The 26,003-nt window shown below is 71.2% G+C and carries 27 protein-coding genes and 1 pseudogene; 24 read left to right on the top strand and 4 right to left on the bottom strand.

The features are described 5' to 3' along the window. The 9 genes from M3Q35_RS30495 to M3Q35_RS30455 all read left to right on the top strand — a co-directional run bounded on the left by M3Q35_RS30495 (position 1) and on the right by M3Q35_RS30455 (position 7,624). Positions 1-384: a hypothetical protein gene (locus M3Q35_RS30495; protein ID WP_273936008.1), complete on the top strand. Its 384-nt coding sequence runs from the start codon at positions 1-3 to the stop codon at positions 382-384. Positions 385-533: 149 nt separating this feature from the next. After that, positions 534-836, top strand: a complete 303-nt coding sequence (locus M3Q35_RS30490; protein WP_273936007.1) for a WXG100 family type VII secretion target — start codon at positions 534-536, stop codon at positions 834-836. 84 nt (positions 837-920) lie between these two features. After that, positions 921-1,214 (top strand): WXG100 family type VII secretion target, encoded by a 294-nt coding sequence (locus tag M3Q35_RS30485; RefSeq protein WP_273936006.1) that lies wholly within the window; start codon positions 921-923, stop codon positions 1,212-1,214. 273 nt (positions 1,215-1,487) lie between these two features. Further along, entirely contained in the window at positions 1,488-1,931 is a 444-nt protein-coding gene (gene rplM / locus M3Q35_RS30480) for a 50S ribosomal protein L13 (protein WP_211765042.1), read from the top strand. Between the two features lie 14 nt (positions 1,932-1,945). Next, on the top strand, positions 1,946-2,506 hold the full coding sequence (gene rpsI, locus M3Q35_RS30475) for a 30S ribosomal protein S9 (protein ID WP_273936005.1): 561 nt from the start codon (positions 1,946-1,948) through the stop codon (positions 2,504-2,506). A gap of 157 nt (positions 2,507-2,663) precedes the next feature. Further along, the gene (glmM, locus tag M3Q35_RS30470; RefSeq protein WP_273936003.1) at positions 2,664-3,998 is read left to right on the top strand and encodes a phosphoglucosamine mutase; all 1,335 of its coding nucleotides are present in this window, start codon (positions 2,664-2,666) and stop codon (positions 3,996-3,998) included. Between the two features lie 152 nt (positions 3,999-4,150). Then, positions 4,151-4,564: a type VII secretion target gene (locus M3Q35_RS30465; protein ID WP_273936002.1), complete on the top strand. Its 414-nt coding sequence runs from the start codon at positions 4,151-4,153 to the stop codon at positions 4,562-4,564. Further along, entirely contained in the window at positions 4,467-7,241 is a 2,775-nt protein-coding gene (locus M3Q35_RS30460; protein WP_273936001.1) for a WXG100 family type VII secretion target, read from the top strand. Before M3Q35_RS30465 ends, M3Q35_RS30460 begins: the two co-directional genes overlap by 98 nt. After that, the gene (locus tag M3Q35_RS30455; RefSeq protein WP_273936000.1) at positions 7,238-7,624 is read left to right on the top strand and encodes a hypothetical protein; all 387 of its coding nucleotides are present in this window, start codon (positions 7,238-7,240) and stop codon (positions 7,622-7,624) included. The genes M3Q35_RS30460 and M3Q35_RS30455 overlap by 4 nt, the downstream gene beginning before the upstream one ends. Here the strand turns inward: M3Q35_RS30455 and M3Q35_RS30450 are convergent, their stop codons facing one another. Next, positions 7,625-8,464 carry an alpha/beta hydrolase gene (locus M3Q35_RS30450; protein ID WP_273935999.1) on the bottom strand — a complete coding sequence of 280 codons (840 nt, stop codon included), beginning with the start codon at positions 8,462-8,464 and terminating at the stop codon, positions 7,625-7,627. A 147-nt stretch (positions 8,465-8,611) separates the two neighbouring features. On the opposite strand from M3Q35_RS30450, the gene glmS reads away from it, so the two are divergent. Genes glmS through tsaE form a run of 5 tightly spaced genes read left to right on the top strand, consistent with a single transcriptional unit; the run spans position 8,612 to position 14,649 of the window. Then, on the top strand, positions 8,612-10,459 hold the full coding sequence (gene glmS / locus M3Q35_RS30445) for a glutamine--fructose-6-phosphate transaminase (isomerizing) (RefSeq protein ID WP_273935998.1): 1,848 nt from the start codon (positions 8,612-8,614) through the stop codon (positions 10,457-10,459). 13 nt (positions 10,460-10,472) lie between these two features. After that, the gene (locus M3Q35_RS30440) at positions 10,473-11,897 is read left to right on the top strand and encodes an NAD(P)H-hydrate dehydratase (RefSeq protein ID WP_273935997.1); all 1,425 of its coding nucleotides are present in this window, start codon (positions 10,473-10,475) and stop codon (positions 11,895-11,897) included. Between the two features lie 60 nt (positions 11,898-11,957). Continuing rightward, entirely contained in the window at positions 11,958-13,100 is a 1,143-nt protein-coding gene (alr, locus tag M3Q35_RS30435) for an alanine racemase (RefSeq protein ID WP_273935996.1), read from the top strand. After that, positions 13,097-14,200, top strand: coding sequence for an alpha/beta fold hydrolase (locus tag M3Q35_RS30430; protein WP_273935995.1), 1,104 nt, complete (start codon positions 13,097-13,099; stop codon positions 14,198-14,200). Before alr ends, M3Q35_RS30430 begins: the two co-directional genes overlap by 4 nt. Further along, positions 14,182-14,649, top strand: coding sequence for a tRNA (adenosine(37)-N6)-threonylcarbamoyltransferase complex ATPase subunit type 1 TsaE (tsaE, locus tag M3Q35_RS30425; protein ID WP_273935994.1), 468 nt, complete (start codon positions 14,182-14,184; stop codon positions 14,647-14,649). The genes M3Q35_RS30430 and tsaE overlap by 19 nt, the downstream gene beginning before the upstream one ends. A gap of 69 nt (positions 14,650-14,718) precedes the next feature. Here the strand turns inward: tsaE and M3Q35_RS30420 are convergent. Next, positions 14,719-16,136 (bottom strand): annotated as a pseudogene (locus tag M3Q35_RS30420) (acyl-CoA synthetase). Between the two features lie 56 nt (positions 16,137-16,192). Here M3Q35_RS30420 and tsaB point away from each other — a divergent pair. From tsaB to groL, 5 genes are all read left to right on the top strand, one after another. Next, the gene (tsaB, locus tag M3Q35_RS30415; protein ID WP_273935993.1) at positions 16,193-16,873 is read left to right on the top strand and encodes a tRNA (adenosine(37)-N6)-threonylcarbamoyltransferase complex dimerization subunit type 1 TsaB; all 681 of its coding nucleotides are present in this window, start codon (positions 16,193-16,195) and stop codon (positions 16,871-16,873) included. Further along, on the top strand, positions 16,870-17,352 hold the full coding sequence (gene rimI / locus M3Q35_RS30410) for a ribosomal protein S18-alanine N-acetyltransferase (protein WP_273935992.1): 483 nt from the start codon (positions 16,870-16,872) through the stop codon (positions 17,350-17,352). The genes tsaB and rimI overlap by 4 nt, the downstream gene beginning before the upstream one ends. Next, entirely contained in the window at positions 17,349-18,404 is a 1,056-nt protein-coding gene (gene tsaD / locus M3Q35_RS30405; RefSeq protein ID WP_273935991.1) for a tRNA (adenosine(37)-N6)-threonylcarbamoyltransferase complex transferase subunit TsaD, read from the top strand. Before rimI ends, tsaD begins: the two co-directional genes overlap by 4 nt. A gap of 153 nt (positions 18,405-18,557) precedes the next feature. After that, positions 18,558-18,851: a co-chaperone GroES gene (groES, locus tag M3Q35_RS30400; RefSeq protein ID WP_025361320.1), complete on the top strand. Its 294-nt coding sequence runs from the start codon at positions 18,558-18,560 to the stop codon at positions 18,849-18,851. 85 nt (positions 18,852-18,936) lie between these two features. Continuing rightward, positions 18,937-20,559 carry a chaperonin GroEL gene (groL, locus tag M3Q35_RS30395; RefSeq protein WP_273935990.1) on the top strand — a complete coding sequence of 541 codons (1,623 nt, stop codon included), beginning with the start codon at positions 18,937-18,939 and terminating at the stop codon, positions 20,557-20,559. 63 nt (positions 20,560-20,622) lie between these two features. Here the strand turns inward: groL and M3Q35_RS30390 are convergent, their stop codons facing one another. After that, the gene (locus M3Q35_RS30390) at positions 20,623-20,895 is read right to left on the bottom strand and encodes a PLD nuclease N-terminal domain-containing protein (protein WP_273935989.1); all 273 of its coding nucleotides are present in this window, start codon (positions 20,893-20,895) and stop codon (positions 20,623-20,625) included. 102 nt (positions 20,896-20,997) lie between these two features. Next, positions 20,998-21,297: a WhiB family transcriptional regulator gene (locus M3Q35_RS30385; RefSeq protein ID WP_273935988.1), complete on the bottom strand. Its 300-nt coding sequence runs from the start codon at positions 21,295-21,297 to the stop codon at positions 20,998-21,000. Positions 21,298-21,507: 210 nt separating this feature from the next. Here M3Q35_RS30385 and M3Q35_RS30380 point away from each other — a divergent pair, with 210 nt between their 5' ends. From M3Q35_RS30380 to M3Q35_RS30360, 5 genes are all read left to right on the top strand, one after another. Beyond that, on the top strand, positions 21,508-22,527 hold the full coding sequence (locus M3Q35_RS30380) for a MerR family transcriptional regulator (protein ID WP_273935987.1): 1,020 nt from the start codon (positions 21,508-21,510) through the stop codon (positions 22,525-22,527). Continuing rightward, positions 22,520-23,368 carry a hypothetical protein gene (locus M3Q35_RS30375; RefSeq protein ID WP_273935986.1) on the top strand — a complete coding sequence of 283 codons (849 nt, stop codon included), beginning with the start codon at positions 22,520-22,522 and terminating at the stop codon, positions 23,366-23,368. The genes M3Q35_RS30380 and M3Q35_RS30375 overlap by 8 nt, the downstream gene beginning before the upstream one ends. Positions 23,369-23,514: 146 nt before the next feature. Then, positions 23,515-24,111 carry a response regulator transcription factor gene (locus tag M3Q35_RS30370; protein ID WP_015805222.1) on the top strand — a complete coding sequence of 199 codons (597 nt, stop codon included), beginning with the start codon at positions 23,515-23,517 and terminating at the stop codon, positions 24,109-24,111. A gap of 315 nt (positions 24,112-24,426) precedes the next feature. Then, positions 24,427-24,999: a sigma-70 family RNA polymerase sigma factor gene (locus tag M3Q35_RS30365; protein ID WP_184864544.1), complete on the top strand. Its 573-nt coding sequence runs from the start codon at positions 24,427-24,429 to the stop codon at positions 24,997-24,999. Between the two features lie 54 nt (positions 25,000-25,053). Then, complete coding sequence (locus M3Q35_RS30360) at positions 25,054-25,977, top strand: anti-sigma-D factor RsdA (protein WP_273935985.1); 924 nt, start codon at positions 25,054-25,056, stop codon at positions 25,975-25,977. Positions 25,978-26,003 lie beyond the last annotated feature (26 nt).

The raw sequence follows: 26,003 nt of genomic DNA, 5'->3' as shown, positions 1-26,003 counted from the left end.
GTGTCCATCGGCGAGGCGATGAGCCAGTTCCGGTCCGAGGTCGACTCCGCCGTGGCGCGGGGCAGCCGGGCCGCGTCCGAGGCCAGGGCGCGCAGCGCCGCCACCAAGGGCCAGACCCGGGAGCTGGTCGGCAAGGTCCGGGCCCGGGAGGCCCGGCCGGAGCCGGCCGACCTGACCGCGCCGGGGCTGCGCCGGGCAGCGGCCTCGTTCCGTAGCGACGAGGGGCTGCCGGTGGACCGGTTGCCCGAGGGCACCGAGCTGTTGGCCCCAGCCGGGCCGACTACTCCGAGTGCCCCGAAGCCACCCGTGGCGGCGGTACGACGCCCCCTTCCGAGTGACGACGACGAGGACTTTTCGCAGGAGGGAATCATGTTCCGCGGCTAGTTCCACCCGGGCCCGTTTACATGAGCAACGGTTTGCGAAGAAGTCGCGACGCGGTGGAACCGACCGTGGCACTGTCGTCGTCGCAGTAACCGTACGAACCAAGCAGTAGTACTCACTCGATTGAAGGGGGCACTTCCGTGGCCGGTGCTATGGGGACCAACATCGCCGAGATGGCGAGCTGCGCCAAGGACATCGAGAACGTCGAGCAGGAGATCAACGCGACGGTCAACAAGCTCAACGGCGACCTCACCCCGCTCCAGTCCAGCTGGAAGGGCCAGGCCTCCGCGGCGTTCCAGCAGCTCCAGGAGCGTCTGATGGAGGACGCCAAGAAGCTGAACCAGGCCCTGAACGACATCTCCACCGCGATGCGGACCGCGTCCGGCACCTACTCGCAGCAGGAAGAGGAAGCCTCGCACGGCATCAGCAACATCAGCAGCCGGCTGAACGGCTGACCTTGGCTTTGTCGTTTCGGCCACGGCCGGAAACGCATCTTTAGCATTCGCGGCTTTGTCAGACTTCAATCAGGGGAGAACATCGTGAGTGACGGCATCGTCAAGGTCACTTTCGCCGAGATCCAGCAGGCGTCCCAGGACGTGACCAACGCGGCCAACACGGTCGGCGGGCACCTGGACACGCTGAAGAGCAAGATCGCGCCGATCGTCGCCGACTGGACCGGTGACGCGGCGGAGGCCTACCAGAACGCCCAGCGCAACTGGGACGCGGCGGCCAAGGACTTCAAGGAGACCCTCGAGGCGATCGGCATCGCCGTCCGCCAGGCCGCCGACGGCTACGAGAGCGCCGAGGGTTCGGCCAAGAAGCTCTGGGGCTGAGACCTTCGTCACGCCCGATCGCGAGGCCCGTGGACCCTGGGACGACCCGTCCCGGGGTCCACGTATGTGTTCCGACCACCCGTTTTGACCCTCACGGGTAGAGGCGGGTATCTTCTTTTGTTGTTGTGCGGTTATGCGGCGCGAGGCTTGCTGCCGCGCGTGCTCCAGCAGTTCACGAACACGCTGGCGCGTCCCGCCGCAACGACACCCCATGACATGAGCGTGGACCTGCTTAGGGTCGCGCTACAGAGTGAGTGACGACGAGGTAGATCCGTGCGCACGTACAGCCCGAAGGCCGGCGAGGTGAACCGCGCCTGGCACGTCATCGACGCCCAGGACGTGGTGCTCGGCCGGCTCGCCACCCAGGCCGCGACGCTGCTGCGTGGCAAGCACAAGCCCATCTACGCCCCGCATGTCGACACCGGTGACTTCGTCGTCATCGTGAACGCCGAGAAGGTGGCGCTCACCGGCAACAAGCGGGACCAGGCGTTCGTGTACCGCCACAGCGGCCACCCGGGCGGCCTGAGCAAGCGCTCCTTCGGCGAGATGCTGGAGAAGCAGCCCGAGCGTCTCGTGGAGCGGGCGATCAAGGGCATGCTGCCGCACACCCGTCTGGGCCGTGCCATGGCCAGCAAGCTCAAGGTGTACGCCGGCCCGGCGCACCCGCACGCGGCCCAGCAGCCGCAGCCGTTCGAGATCACCAAGATCGCCCAGTGACCGAGGAAGTTTCAGTGACCACTCCTGACCACGAGCCCGAGCAGCTCGCCGACGAGGCCGTCGCTGCCGAGGCCACCGAGGCTGTCGAGACCGAGACCACCGAGGCCGACGCCGTCGCCGAGTTCGACGCCGTCGCCGAGGACGCCGAGGCCGAGGCCGCGCCGGCCCCCGCCCCGGTCGCGCTGCCCAACCGTCTGATCCAGACCGTCGGCCGCCGCAAGGAGGCCATCGTTCGCGTGCGACTGGTGCCGGGTTCCGGCAAGTTCACGCTGAACGGCAAGAGCCTGGAGCAGTACTTCCCGAACAAGGTGCACCAGCAGCTCATCAAGGAGCCGCTGGTGACCGTCGAGCGCGTCGAGATGTTCGACATCATCGGCAACCTCGTCGGCGGCGGCATCTCCGGCCAGGCCGGTGCGCTGCGGCTGGCGATCGCCCGCGCGCTCATCGAGTTCGAGTCCGAGGACCGTCCGGCCCTGAAGAAGGCCGGCTTCCTGACCCGTGACCCGCGGGCCAAGGAGCGCAAGAAGTACGGTCTGAAGAAGGCCCGCAAGGCGCCTCAGTACTCCAAGCGTTGAGTTTTTCCGAAAGGCGGCTTGTCTGCGATTTTCGCAGGTCAAGCCGCCTTTCGGCATGTTTGGGTCACTGCACCCAGCAACCCCTTCCGGCCCTTGCGCGCCGTAGCCGTAGTCTGGCCGCCCCGACGTTTCCCCGCCCCCGGAGGTAGCAGCGTCCATGTCCCGTCTGTTCGGCACCGACGGCGTCCGCGGTATGGCCAACGCCGACCTGACCCCGGAGCTGGCGCTCTCGCTGGCCGCGGCCGCGGCCCGGGTGCTGGCCGAGCACGACACCACGCACCGTCCGATCGCGGTGGTGGGCCGGGACCCGAGGGCCAGCGGCGAGATGCTGGAGGCGGCGGTCACCGCCGGCCTCACGGCGGCCGGTGCGGACGTGCTGCGGCTGGGCGTGCTGCCCACCCCGGCGGTGGCCTTCCTGGTCGCCGAACTCGGCGCCGACCTGGGCGTGATGATCTCCGCCTCGCACAATCCGATGCCCGACAACGGCATCAAGTTCTTCGCCAAGGGCGGCCTGAAGCTGTCCGACGAGCTGGAGAACGAGATCGAGTCCCGGCTCGGCGAGACCGAGGGCCGCCCGACCGGCGCGGGTGTCGGCCGGGTCAGCGACGTGCCGGACGCGGTCAACCGCTACATCGACCACCTGCTCCTCTCCACCCCGCACGACCTGCACGGCCTGCGCATCGTGGTGGACTGCGCCAACGGCGCCGCCTCCACCACCGCGCCGCAGGCCTACCGCCGGGCCGGTGCCGAGGTGATCGCCATCCACGCCGACCCGACCGGCCTGAACATCAACGACGGCGTCGGCTCCACCCACCTGGACGTGCTCCAGGCGGCGGTGCTGGAGCACGGGGCCGACCTGGGCATCGCTCACGACGGCGACGCCGACCGCTGCCTGGCGGTGGACGGCACCGGCGCCGAGGTGGACGGCGACCAGATCATGGCCGTGCTGGCGTTGGCCCTCAAGGACGCCGGCGAGCTCAAGGACGACACGCTCGTCGCCACCGTGATGAGCAACCTCGGCCTGCACCTGGCCATGAAGGAGTACGGAGTGCGGCTGCTCACCACCGCGGTCGGCGACCGCTACGTGGTGGAAGAGCTGCGCTCCGGCGGCTACTCGCTGGGCGGCGAGCAGTCCGGTCACGTGATCTTGCCCTCGCACGCCACCACCGGCGACGGCCTGCTCACCGCGCTGCGGCTGATGGCCCGCGTGGCCGCCACCGGCAAGTCGCTCGGCGAGTTGGCCGGCGTCATGCGACGGCTGCCGCAGGTGCTGATCAACGTGCGGGTGGCCGACAAGGCGGCCGTCGCCGCGGCCGAGACCGTGAACAAGGCCGTCGCCGAGGTGACGGCCGAGCTGGGCGAGACCGGCCGCGTGCTGCTGCGCCCGTCCGGCACCGAGCAGTTGGTCCGGGTCATGGTCGAGGCCCCCAGCCACGACGAGGCCCACGGCGCCGCGACCCGGCTGGCCGAGGTCGTTTCCGCGGTGCGTTGACCGGCGGTCACCACTTCGGTGATAGCGCCCTGCCCTGTCCGGTTTCTGTAATAGTGTGCGACGCATCGGCGTGAACCGCGGGGTGGAACCGAAACGCGCCCCGTGGAGTCCGAGTAGTCATCCACAGCAGGGGGCAGGGGAGGACAAAGATCATGTCGGGCAGCGTCAAGGCCGACGGCGGGGCGATCACGACTCTCGGTTCGTACTTCCGAGATCTCGATGAGACGACCGCGGTCGGATATCGCAACACGCTGGACTCGGTGCACGTCACGGGGGACATCACGGGGAAGTCGTGCCCGCAGGCCGGCGATGCGGCGGCGAAGGCCGTGCAGACCTTGAGCGCCAACATGAAGGACTTCGGTTCGCACGCGGAGGACATCTGCGCCGGATTGAACGCGACCGCGAAGAACTACGCCGACACCGATTCCTCGAATGCGTCGTCGATCTCGGCCTCGGGGGTAACGCCTGATGTCCAAAACACACGGGAGCCACCACAGCGGCGGCTCGTCGTCGACCACGCACCACAAGCCGGACACGACCAAGCCGGTTCATCCCAAGAAGGATGACGAGGAGCCGGGCGGCGGCACGCATCCGAAGAAGGACGATGAGGGCAAGGACGAGCGCCGCCGCCGCAACGGGCAGGACGGCCAGGACGGCGAAGACGGCCAGAACGGCCGCGGCGGCAATGGTGGCAACGGCGGTAACGGGGGTAATGGCGGAAACGGCGGCGACGGCGGTGATGGGGGCGACGGTGGTGATGGCGGGGACGGCGGCGACGGGGGAGACGGCGGCGACGGGGGAGACGGCGGCGACTACGGCGACGGGGCCGGTGAGGACGGCGGCGGCGATCTGAGCGGTCGCTCCGACGACGTCTGCGACGCGCACACCGACAAGCGCGACGGCTTCAAGGACTGGCTCGACCTCTACAACCTCTACACCGGCAAGAACCTCAGCTTCGACAACGACATCGTCAAGCCGTTCGACCAGCCCCGCGGCATCGACTACGGGCAGCTGGCCCAGGCGGCCGACGACCTGTCCCAGGTGGCGTCGGACTTCTCGGCCAGCTGTGACGAGATGAACGGCAAGGTCACCGGGGTTGTCGGCAGTTCGTGGCAGGGCGACGCGGCCAACGCCTTCGGCTCCTACATCCAGCAGTTCAGCACCAAGTCCCAGACCATCGACAGCGACCTGGACAAGCTGAGCCAGGCCATCACGTCGAGCACGTCCGCGGCCAAGCAGATCGTCGACGCCTACGGCCAGACGCTGGACCAGATCGACTTCAGCAAGATCCAGTTCGACCAGATGACGACCCTCGAGCTGATCCTCATCTACAAGGCCGAGAAGGGCCTTGACGATCTGGTCAACAAGCTCAAGGACGGCGTCGCCGACCTGATCGGCTTCGACTTCCCCGGCGGCTGGGCGCTGGACGCCGCCTGGGCGGTGTGCAGCACGCTGGGCGAGTGCATCCTGTGGATCATGGGCGTCGAGACGGACTGGTTCCTCCAGTTCATCGCCGGCCTGACCCAGAAGGTGCTCGACGCCGGCTTCAAGGAGCCGTTCGAGCAGAACCTCCAGCTGCTGCAACAGGGTTCGAAGACCGCGGACACCGGCATCAAGCAGGCGTTCCAGAACCTGATCAGCACCGCCGAGTCGATCAACAAGAGCCCGTTCTCCGGGCTGTCGCAGGTGCCTGAGGGCAAGCCGGAGCCGCCGAAGACCGGTGGCGGGCCGCCGCCGCACAACGGTGGTGGACCGCCCGGTGGCGGTGGCCCTCCCGGCGGTGGCGGCCCTCCCGGTGGCGGTGGGCCTCCTGGCGGCGGTGGCCCTCCCGGTGGTGGCCCGACCCCGCCGGTGACGCCTCCGACGCCGCCGGTGACGCCCCCGACCCAGATCCCGCACCCGACCGCGCCGCAGTCGGCCGAGACGGTGAAGATCCAGGACGGCGCCAACACCATCGAGGTGGACAGCCCCGACGGGCAGGGCCACGTCAAGATCAAGGTGGACGACGGCGACGGCAAGCCGGCCAAGACCTACGACGTCGACTTCAGCAAGGTGGCCAACAACCCGGCCGTGGCCGGCCTCGCCGGCCAGCCGGGTCAGCCCGGTGCGCCGGGGCACGGCGGCATCAACCATCCGGGTGCCGTCGGCCAGACCGGTGTCCAGGGCCAGATGCCGGGCAGCGGCATGCCCGGTCAGCCCGGCGGCGTTCCCGGTCAGCCGGGCGTCCCCGGTCAGCCGGGGGCCAACCCGGACGGCTCCATCCCGACGCCGGCCGGCCCGGACGGCAAGGCCGTGATCCACGACGGCGACCTGACCATCACCGCGCAGCAGGGCAAGGTGCCGGGCGAGGTCCAGGTCTCCATCGACGACGGCACCGGCAAGCCGCCGCACACGTACACCATCGACTACAACGACGCCGCCGGCCCGACGGCCTCGCCGGCCGGCACCCACGCCGCCGGTGCTGACGGCGTCGGCACGCAGCCGACCGCTTCCTCCGGCGGCGCGCACGCGATCGATGAGCCGGCCCACCAGCCGCTGCATCACGACGCGAGCGCGCTGGGCACCGACCCGGCGGCCGCCGACACGGGCGGCGCGGACGCCTCCGGCTGGACGATGCCGGGCGACACCCCGGCGCCCACCGGCCCGGCGCACGCGCTGCCGGACGACGTGCCGGTGGCGATGCCGGAGCCGGCGTGGACCGCGCCGGCCGCGGCCGACCCGGGCTTCACCTACGCCCCGACCGACCAGCACGACCAGGGCAACTTCTCCGGCAGCCTGTTCGACACCCCGGCGTCCACCACGGTCGCGGCGGCGTCGTTCACGCCGGCCGCCGCCGACACCGGCGGCACGTCGGCCTGGACGTTGGGTGGCGAGAGCGGCCACGGCATGGTCGGCGACCAGGGCGGCGCGCACCACGCCGGCGCCTGGGACACCGCGCACAGCGCGGCCCCGAGCATGGGCGGCCAGGCGTCGACCGAGCAGGCCAGCGCTCCCGGCGACGCCGGACTGGCCCAGCTCGGCGGCGCGCACCAGGCCGCGGGCCAGGCCGGTTCCCCGATGGGCGGCGGCATGCCGATGATGGGGGCCATGGGCGGCGGCGGTCACGGTGGCGGCGGCGAGGACCAGGAACGCAGCACGAACGCGGCCTGGCGGACGCCCAGCGCCGTGTTCGACGACACCGGCCAGGCCGGCGTGAGCCGGATGAACGGCGTGCTCGGTGACGACGAGGGGAGTCAGCGGTGAGCTACGAGGCAGCGTTCGCCGCGAGCACCGCGGTCGCGGAGATGCGGCGGCTCCGGGACGACGTCAAGCAGCAGCGTGCGGCGAGCGAGAAGAAGTTCGCCGACGCCAAGAAGGAGAACAAGGAAACCAGCCAGAAGGTCATGGCCGAGGCCAAGGCCAAGCGTGAGGCCGAGGCCGCCGGTCGGCCGGTTTCCCGTCCGGTGCAAGAACTCCGCGAGGAGAAGTACACGTTCTTCGACAGCGAGGACGAGTACAACCCGCCGCCCGCGCCGTCCTTCCAGATGCCCGAGGTCACCCCGCCGCCGCGGCCGACGCCGCGGCGCACCGCGCGTCCCGTCTACGACGACGATGACGACTACTCGAACCAGAGCTGGATGGAATAGCTAGCCCCGCGTGCGGGCCGTCGTCGTACGGCCCGCACGCTGGTACGTGACGGGTGCTCGCTTCACGTCGCCGTACAGCAGCTCGTCGTAGGTGCGGTCGCCGTTCAACTGCCGCAACAGAAACGCCGTGATGACCGCCTTGGCCACGGTCTGCGTCTTGGCCTCGCCGCGGCCGCTCAGCAGCAGTTCGCTCCAGTGCCGCCCTTCGGTGAAACCGAGGTGGTTGGCGCCGGGAATGGTCCGCGTCTGCACCGGCCCGCCCCAGTTCTGGGCGATGGCCTCGGCGTGGCCGACCGGCGGCGAGATCAGGTCTTCCTCGGCCGCCAGGTGCACCGCCGGCATCAGACACAGCCGAGCCGCGTCGACCGCCGACGGCATCGTTTCCGAAGCGGCGACAGTGAAAACGCCGCGTACCCGCTCGTCTTCGGCCGCCGCCAGCACGGCCGCGCCGCCGCCGGCACCATGCCCGCCGAGGGCCAGTTTTTCGGCGTCCACACCGATGTCGCCGTCGCCGAGCCGCACACCCGAGACCACGTCCAGCGCCGTGCGCAGGTCCCCCGCGAACAGCCGGGCCGAGGCCAGCGGGCCTCGATGCGTCGCCGGCGCCGCGACCACCACGCCCCACGACGCGAGGTGCCGAAACAGCCCGAGGTACCGGTGCGGGGGCTGAAGCCAGCCGTGCCCGAACGCCACCGCCGGCAGACCGTGGCCGCCGCGCGGAGTGAACAGGGTGCCGGGCAGCCCGACCAGGGCCAGGTCGCCGCGCCGCACGCCGTGCGGACCGGGCCGGCTGAGCTCGGTGAGCGCCTGCTTCGCGGTCAACGGCTTGCGTCGCGCCATACCCCGGACCGTACCGGATGGGGTGCTGGCCCGAATGATCAGTAATGGTCTACACCAAATCGATTCCGATCATGCCCCTGACCAGCTGTGACGGGAATCAACCCGGCCGCTGCCAACCGCGAGGTGGTCTAGCTAGTCTGTACCGTCGTGTGTGGAATCGTGGGTTACACCGGCCATCGCCCGGCACTGGACGTCGTCCTGGACGGATTGCGCCGGTTGGAGTACCGGGGATACGACTCGGCGGGCGTCGCCGTCCTCGACGGCGACGGCGGGCTGGCGGTCGAGCGCAAGGCCGGCCGGCTGGCCAACCTGGAGGCACGGCTGGACGAGGTCGGCCGGGACACCCTTGCCGGCGGCACCGGCATGGGCCATACCCGGTGGGCCACCCATGGCGCGCCGGTCGACCGCAACTCGCACCCGCACCGGGACACCACCGGCCGCATTGCCGTGGTGCACAACGGGATCATCGAGAACTTCGCCCAGCTGCGGGCCGAGCTGGAGGCCGACGGGGTCGAGCTGGCCAGCGACACCGACAGCGAGACCGCGGCCCACCTGGTCGCCCGGATCTACGACGGTGACCTCGCCGCGGCCGTGCGGACCGTGTGCCGCCGCCTGGAGGGCGCGTTCACGCTGGTCGTGACCCACGCCGACGAGCCGGACAAGGTCGTCGCCGCCCGACGTTCCTCGCCGCTGGTCGTCGGCGTCGGCGAGGGCGAGACCTTCCTGGCCTCCGACGTCGCCGCGTTCATCGAGCACACGCGCAACGCCGTCGAGCTGGGGCAGGATCAGGTCGTCGTGATCACCAAGGACGGCTACGAGGTCACCGACTTCCACGGGGAACCGGTGGTGGCCAAACCGTTCGAGGTCAACTGGGACCTGTCGGCCGCCGAGAAGGGCGGCCACGACTACTTCATGCTCAAGGAGATCGAGGAGCAGCCGGAGGCGCTGGCCAACACGCTGCGCGGGCACTTCACCGACGGTCGCATCGTGCTCGACGAGCAGCGGCTGGCCGACCAGGACCTGCGTGACGTGGACAAGGTCTTCGTGGTGGCCTGCGGCACCGCCTATCACTCCGGGCTGGTCGCCAAGTACGCCATCGAGCACTGGACCCGGCTGCCCGTGGAGTGCGAGCTGGCCAGCGAGTTCCGCTACCGCGACCCGGTGCTGGACCGGGACACGCTCGTCGTCGCCATCTCGCAGTCCGGCGAGACCGCCGACACGCTGGAGGCCGTCCGGCACGCCCGTGAGCAGAAGGCCCGCGTGCTAGCCATCTGCAACACCAACGGGGCCCAGATCCCGCGCGAGTCCGACGCCGTGCTCTACACCCACGCCGGCCCGGAGATCGGCGTCGCCGCCACCAAGACGTTCTTGGCCCAGATCGCCGCCAACTACCTCGTCGGCCTCGCGCTCGCCCAGGCCCGTGGCACCAAGTACCCGGACGAGGTGGCCCGCGAGTTCCACGAGCTGGAGGCGATGCCGGCCGCCGTGCAGCAGGCGCTGGGCACCGTCGGCCAGGTCCGTGAGCTCGGCCGTGAGCTGTCCGACTCCAAGGCCATCCTGTTCCTCGGCCGGCACGTCGGCTTCCCCGTCGCCCTCGAAGGCGCGTTGAAGCTGAAGGAGCTGGCCTACATGCACGCCGAGGGCTTCGCCGCCGGCGAGCTCAAGCACGGGCCGATCGCCCTGATCGAGGACCAGCTGCCGGTGGTCGTCGTGATGCCGTCGCCCAAGGGCCGCGCGGTCCTGCACAGCAAGCTGCTGTCCAACATCAGCGAGATCCAGGCCCGTGGCGCGCGGACCATCGTCATCGCCGAGGAGGGCGACGACACGGTCAAGCCGTTCGCGGACCACCTGATCGAGGTACCGGCCGTGCCGACCTTGTTGCAGCCCTTGGTGTCCAGCGTGCCGTTGCAGGTGCTGGCGGCCGAGATCGCGCGCAGTCGCGGGTACGACGTCGACAAGCCGCGTAACCTCGCGAAGTCGGTGACCGTCGAGTAAACGGGGCTGTTTGATGCGGGGCGTGTGGACTGCCGACCAGGTGCGGGCGGCCGAGCAGCGAGTGTTCACCAGGGTGCCGGAGAGCCGGCTGATGCGGATCGCCGCGTACGCCGTGGCCAACGAGGTGCTGGCGTTGCTCGGCGAGCGGACCGGCGGCACGTCCGGGCGGCGGGTCGGGCTGCTCGTCGGGGCCGGCAACAACGGTGGCGACGCCCTGTGGGCCGGCGCTTTCCTTTGCCGGCGCGGGGTTTCCGTCACCGCTGTGCTGCTCGCGCCGGAGCGCGCCCACGCCGCCGGCTTGGCCGCTTTCCGCCGGGCCGGCGGACGCATCGGGGGCTCCGTCGCCGGTGCCGATGTGGTGGTTGACGGCATCGTTGGCTTGTCCGCCAAGGGATCCCTGCGCCCCGACGCCGCCGCACTGGTGGATTCGGTGCGTGCCCCCATCGTCTCCGTCGACCTGCCCAGCGGTGTCGACCCCGACACCGGCGCCGTCGACGGTCCGCACGTCCAGGCCACCGTCACCGTCACGTTCGGCGGTCGCAAGCCTTGCCACGTCGTCGGTCCCGGCGCGATCGCCAGCGGTCGCGTTCGGGTCGTCGACATCGGCATCGCCGACGACCTCGACGAGCCACACGCCGTCGTGCTCGATCCCGAGGACGTCGCCGACGCGTGGCCCATTCCCGGGCCGTCCGACGACAAGTACTCCCAGGGCGTCACCGGCATCGCCGCCGGTTCCGCCACCTATCCCGGGGCCGCCGTCCTCTCCACCGGCGCCGCCGTGCTCGCCACCTCCGGCATGGTCCGCTACGCCGGCACCGCCGCCGAGGTCGTTCGGTCACGGTGGCCCGAGGTCGTCGCCACCGGCCATGTCGGCGACTCCGGCCGTGTGCAGGCTTGGGTCGTCGGTCCCGGCCTCGGCACCGGCCAGGCCGGCCGCCAGGTCTTGCTGGACGTCCTCGCCGCCGACGTTCCCGTCTGCGCCGACGCCGACGCCATCACCCTCCTCGCCGGCGACCCCACCCTGTGGGACGCCCGCGACCCCGAGACCCCCATGGTTCTCACCCCTCACGACCGCGAGTTCGCCCGTCTCGCCGGCGAGGTCGGCCCCGACCGCATCGCCGCCGCCCGCCGTGCCGCCGCCCGCTTCCATGCCGTCGTCCTGCTCAAGGGCCATTCCACCGTTGTGGCTGCCCCCGACGGCCGTGTCCTCGTCAACCAGTCCCGCTCTTCTTGGCCCGCCACCGCCGGCTCCGGCGACGTCCTCTCGGGTGTGATCGGCGCCCTGTTGGCCGCCGGCGAGGACCCCTGGCTCGCCGCCGGTTGCGCCGCCTACCTCCACGAACTGGCCGCCGACCTCGCCGCCGACGGCGCCCCCGCCCCGGCCTCCCACCTCCAGTCCGCCATTCCCGACGCCATCCGCCACATCAGGGGGCTGTAACCCGTTCGGCGGCGGTTGGTCCGGCCGGGTGTCGGGGGCGTGTGTCACCATGAATGCGTTATGGCTGATCAGCACAATCCCCTCCCGCGTGCCGAGGTCCGCATCGACCTGGACGCGGTGAAGCACAACGTCGAGCTGCTGACCCGGCTGGCCGGGCACTCGGGCGCGCAGACGATGGCTGTGGTGAAAGCGGACGGGTACGGGCACGGCGCGGTGGCGGTGGGCAACGCGGCGCTGGCGGCGGGGGCCTCCTGGCTGGGCGTGGCGGCGGTGGACGAAGCGCTGGCGCTGCGTGCGGCGGGTATCCAAGCCCGCATCTTCTGCTGGCTGCACACGGTGGACGACAACTTCGGCCCGGCGGTGGCGGCGGGCATCCACCTGTCGGTGTCCTCGCTGCGGCAGCTGTGGGCGGTCAACTCGGCAGCCCGGGCGGTGGGGCAAGAGGCCCGGGTGCACCTGAAGATCGATACGGGCCTGACCCGCGGCGGCTGCCAGCCGGCGGACTGGCCGGCGCTGGTGGAGGCGGCGGCCGCCGCCCACGAAGAAGGCACGGTGGAGATCGCGGCGGTCTGGTCGCACCTGGCGAACGCGGACGACGTGGGCCACGTATCGATGGACATGCAAGCCGGTCGCCTCGACGACGCCTACAAGATCGCGCTGGACGCGGGACTGCGCCCGATCCGCCACCTGGCCAACTCGGCGGCCACGCTGAGCCGCCCGGACCTGCACTTCGACCTGGTCCGCCCGGGCATCGCGGTGTACGGCCTGAACCCGCTGCCGACGCCGTTCGATCTGCGGCCGGCGATGTCGTTCCGCTCCTCGGTGTCGCTGGCCCGCCGGGTGCCGGCCGGCGAGTCGGTCTCCTACGGCCACACCTGGACGGCGGAGAACGACACGACCCTGGCGCTGGTCCCGGTCGGCTACGCGGACGGCGTGCCCCGCTCCCTGTCCGGCAACATGGACGTCTGGCTGGGCGGTGCCCGCCGGCCGGTAGTGGGCCGGGTCTGCATGGACCAGGTAGTGGTGGACTGCGGCGACGATCCGATCGCCGATGGCGACGAGGTGTTGCTGTTCGGCCCGGGCGAGCACGGCGAGCCGACGGTCCGGGAGTGGGCGGACAAGGTGGGCACGATCGACTACGAGATCGTGACCGGCATGTACCGACCGAGGGTGCGGCGCAGTTACGTCGGCGGCAGCGGATGAGGCCGTGGGTGAAAGCCGCCGGGGTGACCGGCGGCGTGGTCGGCGCGGCGGCGACGGGCCTGGTGCTGGGCGCGGCGGCGCAGAACGCCCGCATCGCCCGGCAGCGCCGCGACACCGACGACCCGCACGAGGACGAGCCGTTAGGCCAGTTACGCCCCAGCCGCGAGTGCACGGTGGCGGCCGACGACGGCGTGCCGATCGCGTGCGAAGAGGTCGATCCCGAGGACGGCGGCCGGCCGGTGCTGACCGTGGTGCTGGTGCACGGCTTCGTGCTCGACCGCCGCTGCTGGCATTTCCAGCGCCGCGACCTGGCCAAGATGATCGATCCCCGGGTCCGCCTGGTGCTGTACGACCAGCGCAGCCACGGCCGTTCCGGCCGGGCCACCGCCGAGTCGAGCACCATCGAGCAGCTGGGCCACGACCTGGATTCGGTGCTACGCGCCCTGGTCCCGAAGGGCCCGCTGGTGCTGGCCGGCCACTCCATGGGTGGCATGACGATCATGGCGCTGGCCGAGCAGCAGCCGGAGCTCTTCATCGAACGGGTCCGCGGCGTCGCCCTGATCGGCACCTCGGCCGGCGACGTCGGCGCCTCCGGCCTGCCCCGCCCGTTGCTGTCCCGGCACAACCCGGCCACCCGGGGCCTCGGCCTGCTGGCCAACTGGCAGCCCAGCCTGGTCGAGTGGGCCCGCAAGGCCGGCGGCCACATCACCTGGAGCGCCATCCGCCGGCTGGCCTTCGGCGACCGCGCGGTCAGCCCGAAGCTGGTCGACCTGATGGACACGATGATCGACGGGACCTCGCTCGCGGCCATCACCGACTTCGTCCGTACCCTTGGCTCGCACAACCGCTACGCGGCGCTGGCCGGCCTGCGGCACTGCAAGGTGCTGGTGCTGTCCGGGGACGCCGACAAGCTCACGCCGTTCCGGCACGCCGAGGCGATCGCCGCCGAGCTGCCGGACGCCGAGCTGGTCCGGGCCGAGGGCGCGGGCCACATGGTGATGCTCGAGCAGGCCGACCTGGTCACCGAGCGCCTGGTGGAGCTGGTGCGCAGCTGTGCGGACGGCGAGACGACTGGACGGCGATGGTGGAAACGGGCGTGAAGGAACTCCGGCTGCCGGAGGAGGCGGACACGGTCGAGTTCGGCCGGCGGCTGGGCGCGTTGCTGCGGGCGGGCGACCTGGTGCTGCTCTCCGGCCCGCTCGGCGCGGGCAAGACGGCCATGACCAGGGGTATTGCCGAGGGGCTCGGCGTTGCCGGCCGCGTCAGCTCGCCGACCTTCGTGATCGCCCGTGAGCACCGGGCCGGGCCGCGGGGCGTGGCCCTCGTGCACGTGGACGCGTACCGCCTGGGCGGTCACCTGGACGAGCTCGACGACCTCGACCTGGACACCGAGCTGATGGACGCGGCCGTGGTCGTGGAGTGGGGCGAGGGCGTCGCGGAGCGGCTGTCCGAGGACCACCTGCTGGTCCGCCTCACCCGCCTCGACGACGACGTGCGAGTGGCGGAGCTCCACCCGCAGGGTACCTGGACCACCCGCCAGCTCCCCTAATTCTTGTCACATGCGCTTCCTATGTGGCATCAGGCGCCACATAGGAAGCGCATGTGACAAAAGAGGGCGCTAGGGCAAGGCTCGCTTGGTAACCTTGCCGAGTTCGTTGCGGGGCAAGGAATCGACAAAATTCACCGCTCGCGGCCGCTTGTGCGGGGTGAGCAGCCGAGCCACGTGCTCGACCAGTTCCTCGGCCGTCGGGGCAACGTCAGACGGCACCACCCAAGCCACGATCCGCTCACCGAGGTCGTCGTCGGGGCGGCCGGCCACCGCCACCTCGGCCACGCCCGGGTGCTCGAGCAGCGCGTTCTCGATCTCGCCGGCCCCGATCTTGAAGCCGCCGCTCTTGATGATGTCGGTGGCCCGCCGGCCGACGATGCGGATGTAGCCGTCGGCGGCGCGGGTGGCCATGTCGCCGGTACGGAACCAGCCGTCGTGCATGGCCTCCGCGGTGGCGTCGGGCCGGTTCAGGTACTCCAGGAACAGGTTGGGCCCGCGCACCTCGATCTCGCCGATGGTGGCGTCGTCGCTCACCTCGACGACGTCACCGGCGTCGTCCACCAACCGCACGGAGACGCCGTCGACCGGCAGCCCGACGGTGCCCGGCCGCCGCTCGCCCCAGGCCCGGACGCTGCAGTTCATCAACGTCTCGGTCATGCCGTAGCGCTCGACGATCCGCTGCCCGGTGGCCGTGGAGATGCGCTCGTGCAGGCTGGCCGGCAGCGGGGCCGAGCCCGACACCAGCAGCCGGGCCTGGGCGATCTGCTTGGCCAGCTCCGGATCGGCCTCAACGTCCGCGGCCAGCCGGCTGTACATGGTCGGCACGCCGAACATCATCGTTGCCGGCCCGGCCAGCTTGGCCCCGGCGGCCGCCGCGCTGAACTTGCCCATGTGGTGCGACGCCCCGCCGCGCCGCAGCGGCCCGAGCACGCCGACCACCAGCCCGTGCACGTGGAAGATCGGCAGCGCGTGCGTGACGACATCGGCGGCCGTCCACTCCCAGGCCGCGGCCAACGAGTCCAGGTTGGACGCGACGGCCCGACGCGGCAGCACGACGCCCTTGGGCGGACCGGTCGTGCCCGAGGTGTAGACGATGAACGCTGGCGCCTCCTCGTCCGGCTCCGGCGGCAGACCTTCCCCCGAACCGAGAGATCGACATCCAGCCGCGGCAACGCCGCCAGACCGCCGGGCAGCTCGACGCCGGGCGCGGCCAGCACCTGGGCCGGCGCGCTGTCGGCGAGGATGTGCTCAAGCTCGCGTTCGCCGACCTTCGGGTTGATCGGCACCACCGCGGCCCCGCCGGCCAACGCCCCGACCACTGCCGCGCAGGTCTCCAAGGTCGGCGTCGCCCACACCGCAACCCTGGCCCCGACCAGCCGGTTCGCGATCGCCGCGGCCACGCCGGCGAGCTCGCGGTAGGTCAGTTTCCGGTCGCCGAAGACCAGTGCGTCGGCCTCCGTCGGGTCGGCCAGCGCCGGCAGCAACATCCCATCAACCCCTCGCGTCGAAGTCCCTTCCGATGATGGTCGTACCCTTGACGACCGTGCTAGTGCTTGCGATCGACACCGCGACCCCCGCCGTCACCGCCGGAGTGGTCCAGCTCGACGCCGACGCGGTGCCGCGAACGCTGGCCCAGCGCGTCACGGTCGACGCCAAGGCCCACGGTGAGCTGCTGATCCCACATCTGCGCGAGGCGCTCGCCGAGGCCGGGAAGACCATGGCCGACGTCGACGCCCTCGTGTGCGGCAGCGGCCCCGGCCCGTTCACCGGCCTCCGTGTCGGCATGGTCACAGCGGCCGCCCTCGGGCAGGCCCTTGGCAAGCCGGTCTACCCGGTGCCCACGGTCGACGCCATCGCCGTCGAGGCGCGTACGGGCCACGGCCTGCTCGTCGCCACCGACGCACGGCGGCGCGAGGTCTACTGGGCCGCCTACGACGCCGAGGGCCGCCGCGTCGAGGGTCCGCACGTCGAGAAGCCGGCCGAGCTGGCCGAGAAGCTGCCGTCGCTGGGCCTGGCCAGCGCCGCCGGGCAGGGCGCCGAGATGTACGCCGACGTGCTGGACCTGCCGATCGTGCTGGCCCCGTTCCCGTCGCCGCACGGCCTGGTCGCGGTGGCGGCCCGTGACCTGCTGGACGGGGCCGAGCCCGGCCCGATGACCCCGCTCTACCTGCGCCGCCCGGACGCCGTCGTGCCCACCGGGCGCAAGCGGGTGACCCAGCCATGACCGGCTTCACGCTGGCCGCGCTGCGTCACGAGGACGCGGCGCGCTGCGCGGAGCTGGAACGCAAGCTGTTCCCCGGCGACGACCCGTGGCGCGAACGCGCCTTCCGGGCCGAGCTGGACAACGGGCACTTCTACCTCGGGGCATACGACCCGGCCGGGCAGCTCGTCGGCTACGCCGGGCTCGCGCTCAACGGCCGGGCGCCCGACTTCGAGGGCAGCGTGCAGACCATCGCGGTGGACTCCGACTGGCAGGGCCGTGGCGTGGGCAAGGCGCTGTTCGAGGCGCTGCTGGCCCGGGCCGACGCGGTCGCGGCCCCGGTCTTCCTCGAGGTCCGCACGGACAACGACCGCGCCATCGCGATGTACCGGGCGCGCGGCTTTGAGCAGCTGGGCCTGCGCCGCAGGTACTACCAACCGTCCGGGGCGGACGCGTACACCATGGGCCGTCCCGCGGCGGTCCGACAGGAGGAGAAGTCGTGACCGGCGACCGGATCGTGCTGGGCATCGAGTCCTCGTGCGACGAGACCGGGGTGGGCATCGTCCGGCTCGGCGCGGACGGCAGCATGGAGCTGCTGGCCGACGAGGTGGCGTCGAGCGTCGAGCAGCACGCCCGGTTCGGCGGTGTGGTGCCCGAGGTGGCCAGCCGCGCGCACCTGGAGGCCATGGTCCCGACCATGAGCCGGGCGCTGGAGAAGTCCGAGCTGACCCTGGACGACGTGCACTCCATCGCCGTCACCGCCGGGCCCGGCCTGGCCGGCGCGCTGCTGGTCGGCGTGTCCGCGGCCAAGGCCTACGCCGCCGCCCTGGACAAGCCGCTCTACGGCGTGAACCACCTGGCCGGGCACGTCGCCGCCGACACGCTGGAGCACGGGCCGCTGCCGTCGCCCTGCGTGGCGCTGCTGGTCTCCGGCGGGCACTCGCAGCTGCTGCTGGTCGAGGACCTGGCCGGCAAGATCACCGAGATCGGCTCGACCATCGACGACGCCGCCGGCGAGGCCTACGACAAGGTCGCCCGGGTGCTCGACCTGCCGTACCCCGGTGGGCCGCCCATCGACAAGCTGGCCAAGACCGGCAACGGCTGCGCCATCGCCTTCCCGCGCGGCCTGACCGGTCCCCGCGACGCCAAGTACGACTTCTCGTTCTCGGGTCTGAAGACCGCCGTGGCCCGCTGGGTCGAGAACCGTGAGCGGGACGGCCTGGAGATCCCGCTGGCCGACGTGGCCGCCTCGTTCCAGGAGGCCGTGGCCGACGTGCTCACCGGCAAGGCCATCCGGGCCATCAAGGACCTCGGCCTGGACACCCTGGTCATCTCCGGCGGCGTGGCCGCCAACTCCCGGCTGTCCGGCCTGGCCGCCGAGCGCTGTGCCGCCGCCGGCATCACGCTGCGGGTGCCCCGGCCCCGGCTCTGCACCGACAACGGCGCCATGATCGCCGCCGTCGGCGCGCACCTGGTGGCGGCCGACGCCGAGCCGTCCGGGCTGGACCTGGCCACCGATCCGGGCCTGCCGGTGTCCCAGGTCCAGATCCTTTAGCGCTGTCTTTGCGGGGTTGGTTGAACGGCTGGCACTCGCATAGGTAGAGTGCTAGTCACACGGCACCAACTACCGCCCCGACCCCCGCGACGGCGGGGTGGCAGGCGCCGTCGGTACCTGCCAACGCTTTCGACGACCGTGGAGGTCAACCCGGTGAGCGTGAACATCAAGCCGCTCGAGGACAAGATCCTCGTCCAGGCCAACGAGGCCGAGACGACGACCGCTTCCGGTCTTGTCATCCCGGACACCGCCAAGGAGAAGCCCCAGGAGGGCAAGGTCCTGGCCGTGGGCCCGGGTCGCATCGACGACAAGGGCAACCGTGTCCCGCTGGACGTCGCGGTCGGCGACGTCGTCGTCTACTCCAAGTACGGCGGCACGGAGCTCAAGCACAACGGCGAGGAGTACCTCATCCTCTCCGCGCGCGACGTGCTGGCCGTCATCAACTGACGCTGCTTTCTCCGCTCAGGCGCCCCGGCGGCCCACACCGGGCCGCTGGGGCGCCTGTGTGCTTAAAACCTGAGAAAGGCTCGTAATGCCCAAGCAGATCAGCTTCGACGAGGACGCTCGTCGGGCTCTGGAGCGCGGCGTCAACAAGCTGGCCGACGCCGTCAAGGTGACCCTCGGCCCGCGTGGCCGCCACGTGGTGCTGGACAAGAAGTTCGGCGGCCCGACGGTCACGCTGGACGGCGTCACCGTGGCCCGCGAGATCGAGCTCGAGGACTCCTACGAGAACCTCGGCGCCCAGCTGGCCAAGAGCGTCGCCACCAAGACCAACGACATCGCCGGCGACGGCACCACCACCGCGACGGTGCTGGCCCAGGCCCTGGTCCGGGTCGGCCTGCGCAACGTGGCCGCCGGCGCCAACCCCACCTCGCTTGGCCGCGGCATCCAGGCCGCCGTCGACCACGTGGTGGAGTTCCTGAAGAACAAGGCCACCCCGATCAAGGGCCGCGACAACGTCGCCCAGGTCGGCACGGTCTCCTCCCGCGACTCCTCGATCGGCGCGCTGCTCGGCGAGGCCATCGAGAAGGTCGGCGAGGACGGCGTCATCACCATCGAGGAGTCCTCGACGCTGGCCACCGAGCTGGAGATCACCGAGGGTGTCCAGTTCGACAAGGGCTACATCTCGGCCTACTTCGCCACCGACCCGGAGACGCAGGAGGCCGTCTACGACGACGCCTTCGTCCTGCTGCACCGCGAGAAGATCTCGGCGCTGGCCGACCTGCTGCCGGTGCTGGAGAAGGTCGCGCAGTCGGGCAAGCCGCTGCTGATCGTGGCCGAGGACCTCGAGGGCGAGGCCCTGTCCACGCTGGTGGTCAACTCGATCCGCAAGACCATCAAGGTCGTCGCGGTGAAGGCCCCGTACTTCGGCGACCGCCGCAAGGCGTTCCTGGACGACCTGGCCACCGTCACCGGTGCGCAGGTCGTGGCGGCCGAGGTCGGCCTGAAGCTGTCCGAGGTCGGTCTCGAGGTGCTGGGCAGCGTTCGCCGCGTGCACGTCACCAAGGACAACACCACCATCGTCGACGGCGCCGGCAAGTCCGAGGACGTCGCCGGCCGGGTGGAGCAGCTCCGCAAGGAGATCGAGGCCACCGACTCCGACTGGGACCGCGAGAAGCTGCAGGAGCGGCTGGCCAAGCTGTCCGGCGGCGTCGCGGTGATCAAGGTCGGCGCGGCCACCGAGACCGAGATGAAGGAGCGCAAGCACCGCATCGAGGACGCGGTCGCCGCCACCAAGGCCGCGGTCGAGGAGGGCATCGTGCCCGGCGGCGGTTCCGCCCTGGTGCACGCGGCCAAGGAGCTGGCCGACAACCTGGGCCTGACCGGCGACGAGGCCACCGGCGTGCGCATCGTGCGTGACGCCCTGTCCGCGCCGCTGTACTGGATCGCCAGCAACGCCGGCCTCGAGGGCGCGGTCGTCACGTCCAAGGTCGCGGACCTGGAGTGGGGCTCGGGCTTCAACGCCGCCACCCTGGAGTACGGCGACCTGGTCGGCGCCGGCGTCATCGACCCGGTGAAGGTGACCCGCTCCGCGGTCGCCAACGCCGCTTCCATCGCCCGCATGGTGCTCACCACGGAGAGCGCCGTCGTGGAGAAGAAGGAAGACGAGCCGGCTGACGCGGGCCACGGCCACGGGCACGGCCACGGTCACTGAGTGAGCGGAAAAGGGCCCCCTCCCGAGAACGGAGGGGGCCCTTTTTGTTGCCTTGTAAGGGGATTACTGCATCACCGGGTGGTGCTGCGAGCTCGGGTCCCACTGGGCCCGCTGCTCGCGGCGGCCGACCAGGAACCACATCACGCTGCCGATCAGCGGCATGGCCCAGATCAGCAGGAACCACACGACCTTCATGCCCGCACTCTGGCGTGACCCGATCACGCCGACCACGGCCAGCACGGCGATCAGCACGTGGGCGATGGCCAACGCGGCCAACCCCACCAGTGCGATCCCGGCGAACATGTGTCCGAACTGCACCACCGCCGCGCTGGGCATCCCGACCATCCCCTTACGTCCCCGTCGATGGGAACGAAGTTATTGCCGACGGTCGTCATCTGGCGTCCACCGCGGAGATGGTGCTCGGGTCATACCTCAGGCCTACGACGTGAGTACGAGCTGACGACGCCTCGACTTCAGGATGGTGTCCCGCTCCGACTCGCTCATGCCGCCCCAGATGCCGTACGGCTCCTGTACGGCCAGCGCGTGCCGGCGGCACATCTCCAGCACCGGGCAGCTCTGGCAGACGGCCTTCGCCCGGGCCTCGCGCCGGGACCGGGCCGGCCCGCGCTCGCCGTCCGGATGAAAGAAGAAGGCGCTGTCCATGCCCCGGCAGTTGCCTTCCAACTGCCAGTCCCACACGTCCGCGTTCGGACCGGGGAGCCTCCGGGTGTCTGCCATCGAGAACCGCCTCCTCGCCGGGTCGGTGCCCATCGTGGTTGCTCCGTATGGCTTAACTGCGATCACCGTAGAACCGCGCCAAAACTTGTTCAAGAGTGTTCGGGCGGGAAGTTGTTCATTCCTGCCGACGAGTGATCAAGGCCGTCCACTCCTGGTGGCCCAGGTCACACCGCGTGACGTGAGTTGCCGCTGTGAGAAGGTGCCCGGACCATGTCCACCGTGACGACTCAGCCGGAGCCCGTTCCACGGGAGCGCGCCGCCGGCGAACCGATGCTCTCCGTTGCGGCAGTTGCCAGGCGGCTCGGCGTGGCACCTGCGACGCTGCGCACCTGGGACCGCCGCTACGGCCTCGGACCGACCGATCACACGACCGGTCGGCACCGCCGCTACGGGGATCACGACGTCGCCCGGTTGGAACTCATGCAGCGGGCCCTGCTGCGCGGAGCGTCACCGGCCGAGGCCGCGCGCTACGCCTTGAGCAGTACGTTGCCCGAGCAAAGGCTGACCGTGCAGCCCCCGCAGCCCGATCTGCCGGAGCTGATCGTCGGCGGTGACGCGGACGACGGCGAGCAGGTCAGCACCGGTGGCCGCGTGCTGCGCCTGCCGGGCGTGAGCCGGCAGGCCCGGGGCCTCGGCCGGGCGGCGATGGCGATGGACGCGGTGTCCGTGCAGCAGCTGCTGCACGCCGCGCTGGCCGAGCTCGGCGTGCTGGTCACGTGGAACACCATGATCCGGCCGGTGCTGACGGGCATCGCCCAGCGCTGGCGGCACTCGGGCGAGGGCGTCGAGGTCGAGCACCTGTTCACGCAGTGCGTCACGGCGGCGCTGTCGGCGGCGCAGGTCGGGGCGCCGGTGCCGGCGAACCCACGGCCGGTGCTGCTGGCCTGCGTGCCGGAGGAACAACACAGCCTGCCGTTGCAGGCGCTGTCGACCGCGCTCGTGCAGAAGGGTGTTGGCACGATGATGCTGGGGGCGGCGCTGCCGGCCGACGCACTCGGAGCGGCCATCCGGCGGATCGCGCCCGCGGCGGTGTTCCTCTGGGCCCAACTACCTAGGTACGCCCACTGCAACCTGTTGACGGAGTTGCCGCGCACCCGGCAGCGCATCCGGCTGTTCGTCGGCGGCCCCGGCTGGCAGCAGAGCAAGCTGCCGCCGCACGCCGAGCCGCTGGAGTCGCTGTCGGCCGCGCTGGACCGCATCTCCTATGTATTGCTGGGCACCGATGGATGACTTCCTGCGGGACGCCGCGTTCGGCGGCAATCCCGGCGCTGACGTCGGCAAGGCCACGCTGGGCACGCCGCGGCAGCGCTGGCTGGCCGCCGTCGTGCTGGGCGGGCAGGGGCACTACGCCGCCGCCACCGCTCTGCTGACCGAGCTGCGGCACACGGCCGATCCGGTGCTGGCGTCACTGGCCGCGAGCACCTTGGCCTCCCAACGCCGCCAGGTGGGTGGCCATGCCGCCGCGCGTCGGCTGGACGGGGAAGCCTTGGCCCGGCTGTCCGGCGTAGAACCCCTCGCCGACGACCCGGACTGCGTCGACGGCGCGGGAGCGCTCGCGGACGCGCTCATCGGGCTGGCGGCGGATGCGATCGGTGTCGGCGGGCCCGCCCGTCGCCTGCACGTGGTGGCGGCCGACACGGTCGAGCGACTCGGCGGTAACCGCTGGCGGTCGGCGGTCCGTCTCGACTGGGTCCGCGCGGAGATCGACTTGGCCGCCGGCCGGCCGGAACAGGCCCTGGAGCCGGCGGAGCGGGCGGTGGCCGTTGCGACCGCAGCGGGGGCGGTTCGGCACCGCGTCAAGTCCCGGATGGTGCTTGCCGCGGCGCTCGCAAACCTGCACGACGGGGTCTCGAAAGAGCGAGCTGAAGCCCTGTTGGAGTGTGATGTGCGTCACAATGAAGCACTGGGACTACACCCCCTGGTGTGGCCCTGCGCACTGCTGCTGTGCCACCTGCGACCCGATGGGGCGGCGGCCTGGCTCGAACGGGCTAAAGGGGTGCTGAGCTGCGTGTTGCTTCGCGCCGATCCGGCGGCTCGAACGCTCGCGGCGGCCTCCGTCTGGGTGCCGTGAGCCCGCTGCTCCGTTCCGGGGAACCCGCCTTGGCGGACATCCGGGCGAACTACTTGACGGATTAAGCACCGGATCGTGTCAAGGTTTCCCGCCCGGCGTCCGATAGGGGAAGAGGAACGTCACTCGGCTGTCGGAAAGGAGTCCCCGTGACGACGGTCTTGATCTGCGATGACCGCCGCAGCGTGCGGGAGGGGCTGACGCGTGTCATGTCGGCAGTCCCTGGGGTCAGTCGCATCGACTGCGTGGCACACGGTGACGAGTTGTTGGCGCGTTTCTCGCGGCAGCCGGTGGATGTCGTACTGGTGGGAACCCAGCGCGCCGTGCCGACCGGTGTCGAGGCGACCCGTCGGCTGGTCTCGGCCAACCCCCAGGCCAACGTCATCGTCTTCGGCGCACCGGACGACGCCGGCAGCATCGCTGCCGCCATCGCCGGTGGGGCTCGTGGCTACCTGCGCTGGGACGCGTCCCGGCCGGAGTTGGTCGCCGCCCTCGCGCACACGCTGGCCAGCACCTCGGTGCCGGCGCCCCGCCAGCCCTCTGACCCGGGCGTGCAGCTCACCGAGCGTGAGCTCCAGGTCCTGCGGGGCATGAGCCAGGGCAAGAGCAACGGCCAGATCGGCCGCGAGCTGTACCTGTCGGAAGACACCGTCAAGACCCACGCCCGCCGGCTGTTCCGCAAGCTCGGCGTCCGTGACCGCGCCCAGGCCGTCGCGCACGGCTTCCGTCGCGGCCTGGTGTCGTAAGCAGTCCCACCCGCCAGTGTCGGGGACGCCACACTCAGACCGGCGTCCCCGGGCGGAGGGCGGGGAGTTTCGTCTCCCCGCTACTCACGTAGTCACCGATGCCACACCCCATTGGTCCAGCTCAGCGATCCGTTGGGCTGGACTGGTCCGTGTCTACGGTCAGATGCCACACTCCGTGACCAAGGGTGACCCGTCGCAGCGTTACATCCGTCGGTGTCGCCCGGTACGGTGAGTCCCGACCGGGTTGAGCGACCAACGTCTCGCACGCCGACCGCGTCGGTGTGCCCAGAAGTAACACCAGGGCTGTTGTCTGCGATGAGCACTACGGGGGACGGACTGGACGCCGCAGTGGGCGCTGCCGTTGATGGCGACCGCCAGGCCATCGAGCGTGTCCTGGCGTCCATTCGCCCTTTGGTGGTGCGGTACTGCCGCGCCCGTGTCGGCAGGCAGGAGAGGTCTTTCGCCTCGGCGGACGACGTCGCCCAGGAGGTGTGTCTCGCGGTGCTCACGGCTCTGCCCGGCTACCGCGACCAAGGCCGGCCCTTTCTCGCCTTCGTGTACGGCATAGCCGCGCACAAGGTCGCCGACGCCCATCGGGCCGCCGCCCGCAACCGCGCAGAGCCCGTGCCCGAGGTCCCGGACGCCCCGGAGACCGATGCCGGGCCCGAGCAGCGCGCCATGCACGGCGAGCTGTCCGAGCGGATGGCGCAGCTGCTGCGCATCCTGCCCGCGAAGCAGCGGGAGATCCTGCTGCTCCGGGTCGTGGTGGGGCTCTCGGCCGAGGAGACGGCGGACGCGGTTGGCTCGACCCCGGGCGCGGTGCGCGTGGCGCAGCACCGCGCGTTGGCACGACTACGCAAGACGCTGGCAGCGGAGGAGGTGGTCTGAGTGGCCGAGCAGCACGGGCCCGGCGATGAGGATGCCGCCAAGAGAGAATGGCCGATGAGAGGCCATTTCTCGGGCAGTCTCGGCGGTGGCAGACCGGTTCTCACCGGTGACGACCCGCTCGATCCGGAACCGATCAACGGCTTCGACCTCGGCGGCGCCGAGATGCCGGTGGACCTGGGGGCGGTCCGGGCCGACGACGCCTTGCTGGATGCCCTCGGCGGGGGCAATCCGGAACTGAACTCCGCGCTCGCCGGCCACGAGCTGAGCGCGCTGCTGCTGTCCTGGCGCCGTGACGTGGACAACGAGCCCTTCGGCGACCTGGTGGACACCGACACGGCGGCCGAGACGGTGCTCGCCGCCCGGCGGGCCGCTCGCCGCCGCCCCCGACTTCTGGTCCCGCTGGCCACCGCGGCCGCGGTCCTGGCCATCGCCTTCACCGGCGTCAGCCTGGCCGCGCGCGACGCCAGGCCCGGTGACGCCCTCTGGGCGCTGACCCAGATGCTCTACACCGACCACGCCCACTCCGTGGAGGCCGCGGTCGCCGTCGAGTCCGACCTGAACGCCGCCCGCTCGGCGCTCAACCAGGGCCGTATCGGCGACGCCCGCACGGCGCTGGCCAACGCCCAGAGCTCGCTGCCGCTGGTGTCCAACGAGGACGGCCGCTCGCAGCTGTCGAAGACGCACGAGAGCCTGGTCAACGAGCTGAACACCAGCAAGGTGTCGCCGCCGGCCACCTCGCAGACGCCGGTCTCGCCGACGTTGACGTCCACCTCGACCACGACGACAACGCCGAGCGCGACCACCACCACGACGACGCCGAGCACCACCACGACGACAACGACCACCACCACGACGACCACCACGACCAACTCGTCGGTGAGCGGCAGCGGCGGCAGCCCCAAGGGTGGCCCGCCGGTGCCGAGTGACGACCCGCCCAGCGGCAAGAACACGTCAACCGACGGCACGCCGACAAGTTGACCGGAATGTGTGCAAAGGGCGGCTCC

It is taken from the genome of Kutzneria chonburiensis (assembly GCF_028622115.1).
Taxonomy (GTDB): Bacteria; Actinomycetota; Actinomycetes; order Mycobacteriales; family Pseudonocardiaceae; genus Kutzneria; species Kutzneria chonburiensis.
The sequence above is the reverse complement of the archived record's forward strand: the minus strand, read 5'-3'. Positions and strand labels throughout refer to the sequence as shown.

Excerpts from the sequence above, each read along its gene's own strand:
- M3Q35_RS30430 (WP_273935995.1), top strand. The coding sequence starts at position 13,097 with ATGAGGCCGTGGGTGAAAGCCGCCGGGGTGACCGGCGGCGTGGTCGGC.
- alr (WP_273935996.1), top strand. The coding sequence starts at position 11,958 with ATGGCTGATCAGCACAATCCCCTCCCGCGTGCCGAGGTCCGCATCGAC.
- M3Q35_RS30440 (WP_273935997.1), top strand. The coding sequence starts at position 10,473 with ATGCGGGGCGTGTGGACTGCCGACCAGGTGCGGGCGGCCGAGCAGCGA.
- M3Q35_RS30385 (WP_273935988.1), bottom strand. The coding sequence starts at position 21,297 with ATGGCAGACACCCGGAGGCTCCCCGGTCCGAACGCGGACGTGTGGGAC.
- groL (WP_273935990.1), top strand. The coding sequence starts at position 18,937 with ATGCCCAAGCAGATCAGCTTCGACGAGGACGCTCGTCGGGCTCTGGAG.
- M3Q35_RS30390 (WP_273935989.1), bottom strand. The coding sequence starts at position 20,895 with ATGCCCAGCGCGGCGGTGGTGCAGTTCGGACACATGTTCGCCGGGATC.
- M3Q35_RS30465 (WP_273936002.1), top strand. The coding sequence starts at position 4,151 with ATGTCGGGCAGCGTCAAGGCCGACGGCGGGGCGATCACGACTCTCGGT.
- tsaE (WP_273935994.1), top strand. The coding sequence starts at position 14,182 with ATGGTGGAAACGGGCGTGAAGGAACTCCGGCTGCCGGAGGAGGCGGAC.
- M3Q35_RS30360 (WP_273935985.1), top strand. The coding sequence starts at position 25,054 with ATGAGAGGCCATTTCTCGGGCAGTCTCGGCGGTGGCAGACCGGTTCTC.
- M3Q35_RS30375 (WP_273935986.1), top strand. The coding sequence starts at position 22,520 with ATGGATGACTTCCTGCGGGACGCCGCGTTCGGCGGCAATCCCGGCGCT.
- M3Q35_RS30380 (WP_273935987.1), top strand. The coding sequence starts at position 21,508 with ATGTCCACCGTGACGACTCAGCCGGAGCCCGTTCCACGGGAGCGCGCC.
- M3Q35_RS30365 (WP_184864544.1), top strand. The coding sequence starts at position 24,427 with ATGAGCACTACGGGGGACGGACTGGACGCCGCAGTGGGCGCTGCCGTT.
- glmM (WP_273936003.1), top strand. The coding sequence starts at position 2,664 with ATGTCCCGTCTGTTCGGCACCGACGGCGTCCGCGGTATGGCCAACGCC.
- M3Q35_RS30450 (WP_273935999.1), bottom strand. The coding sequence starts at position 8,464 with ATGGCGCGACGCAAGCCGTTGACCGCGAAGCAGGCGCTCACCGAGCTC.
- M3Q35_RS30460 (WP_273936001.1), top strand. The coding sequence starts at position 4,467 with ATGTCCAAAACACACGGGAGCCACCACAGCGGCGGCTCGTCGTCGACC.
- M3Q35_RS30490 (WP_273936007.1), top strand. The coding sequence starts at position 534 with ATGGGGACCAACATCGCCGAGATGGCGAGCTGCGCCAAGGACATCGAG.
- rimI (WP_273935992.1), top strand. The coding sequence starts at position 16,870 with ATGACCGGCTTCACGCTGGCCGCGCTGCGTCACGAGGACGCGGCGCGC.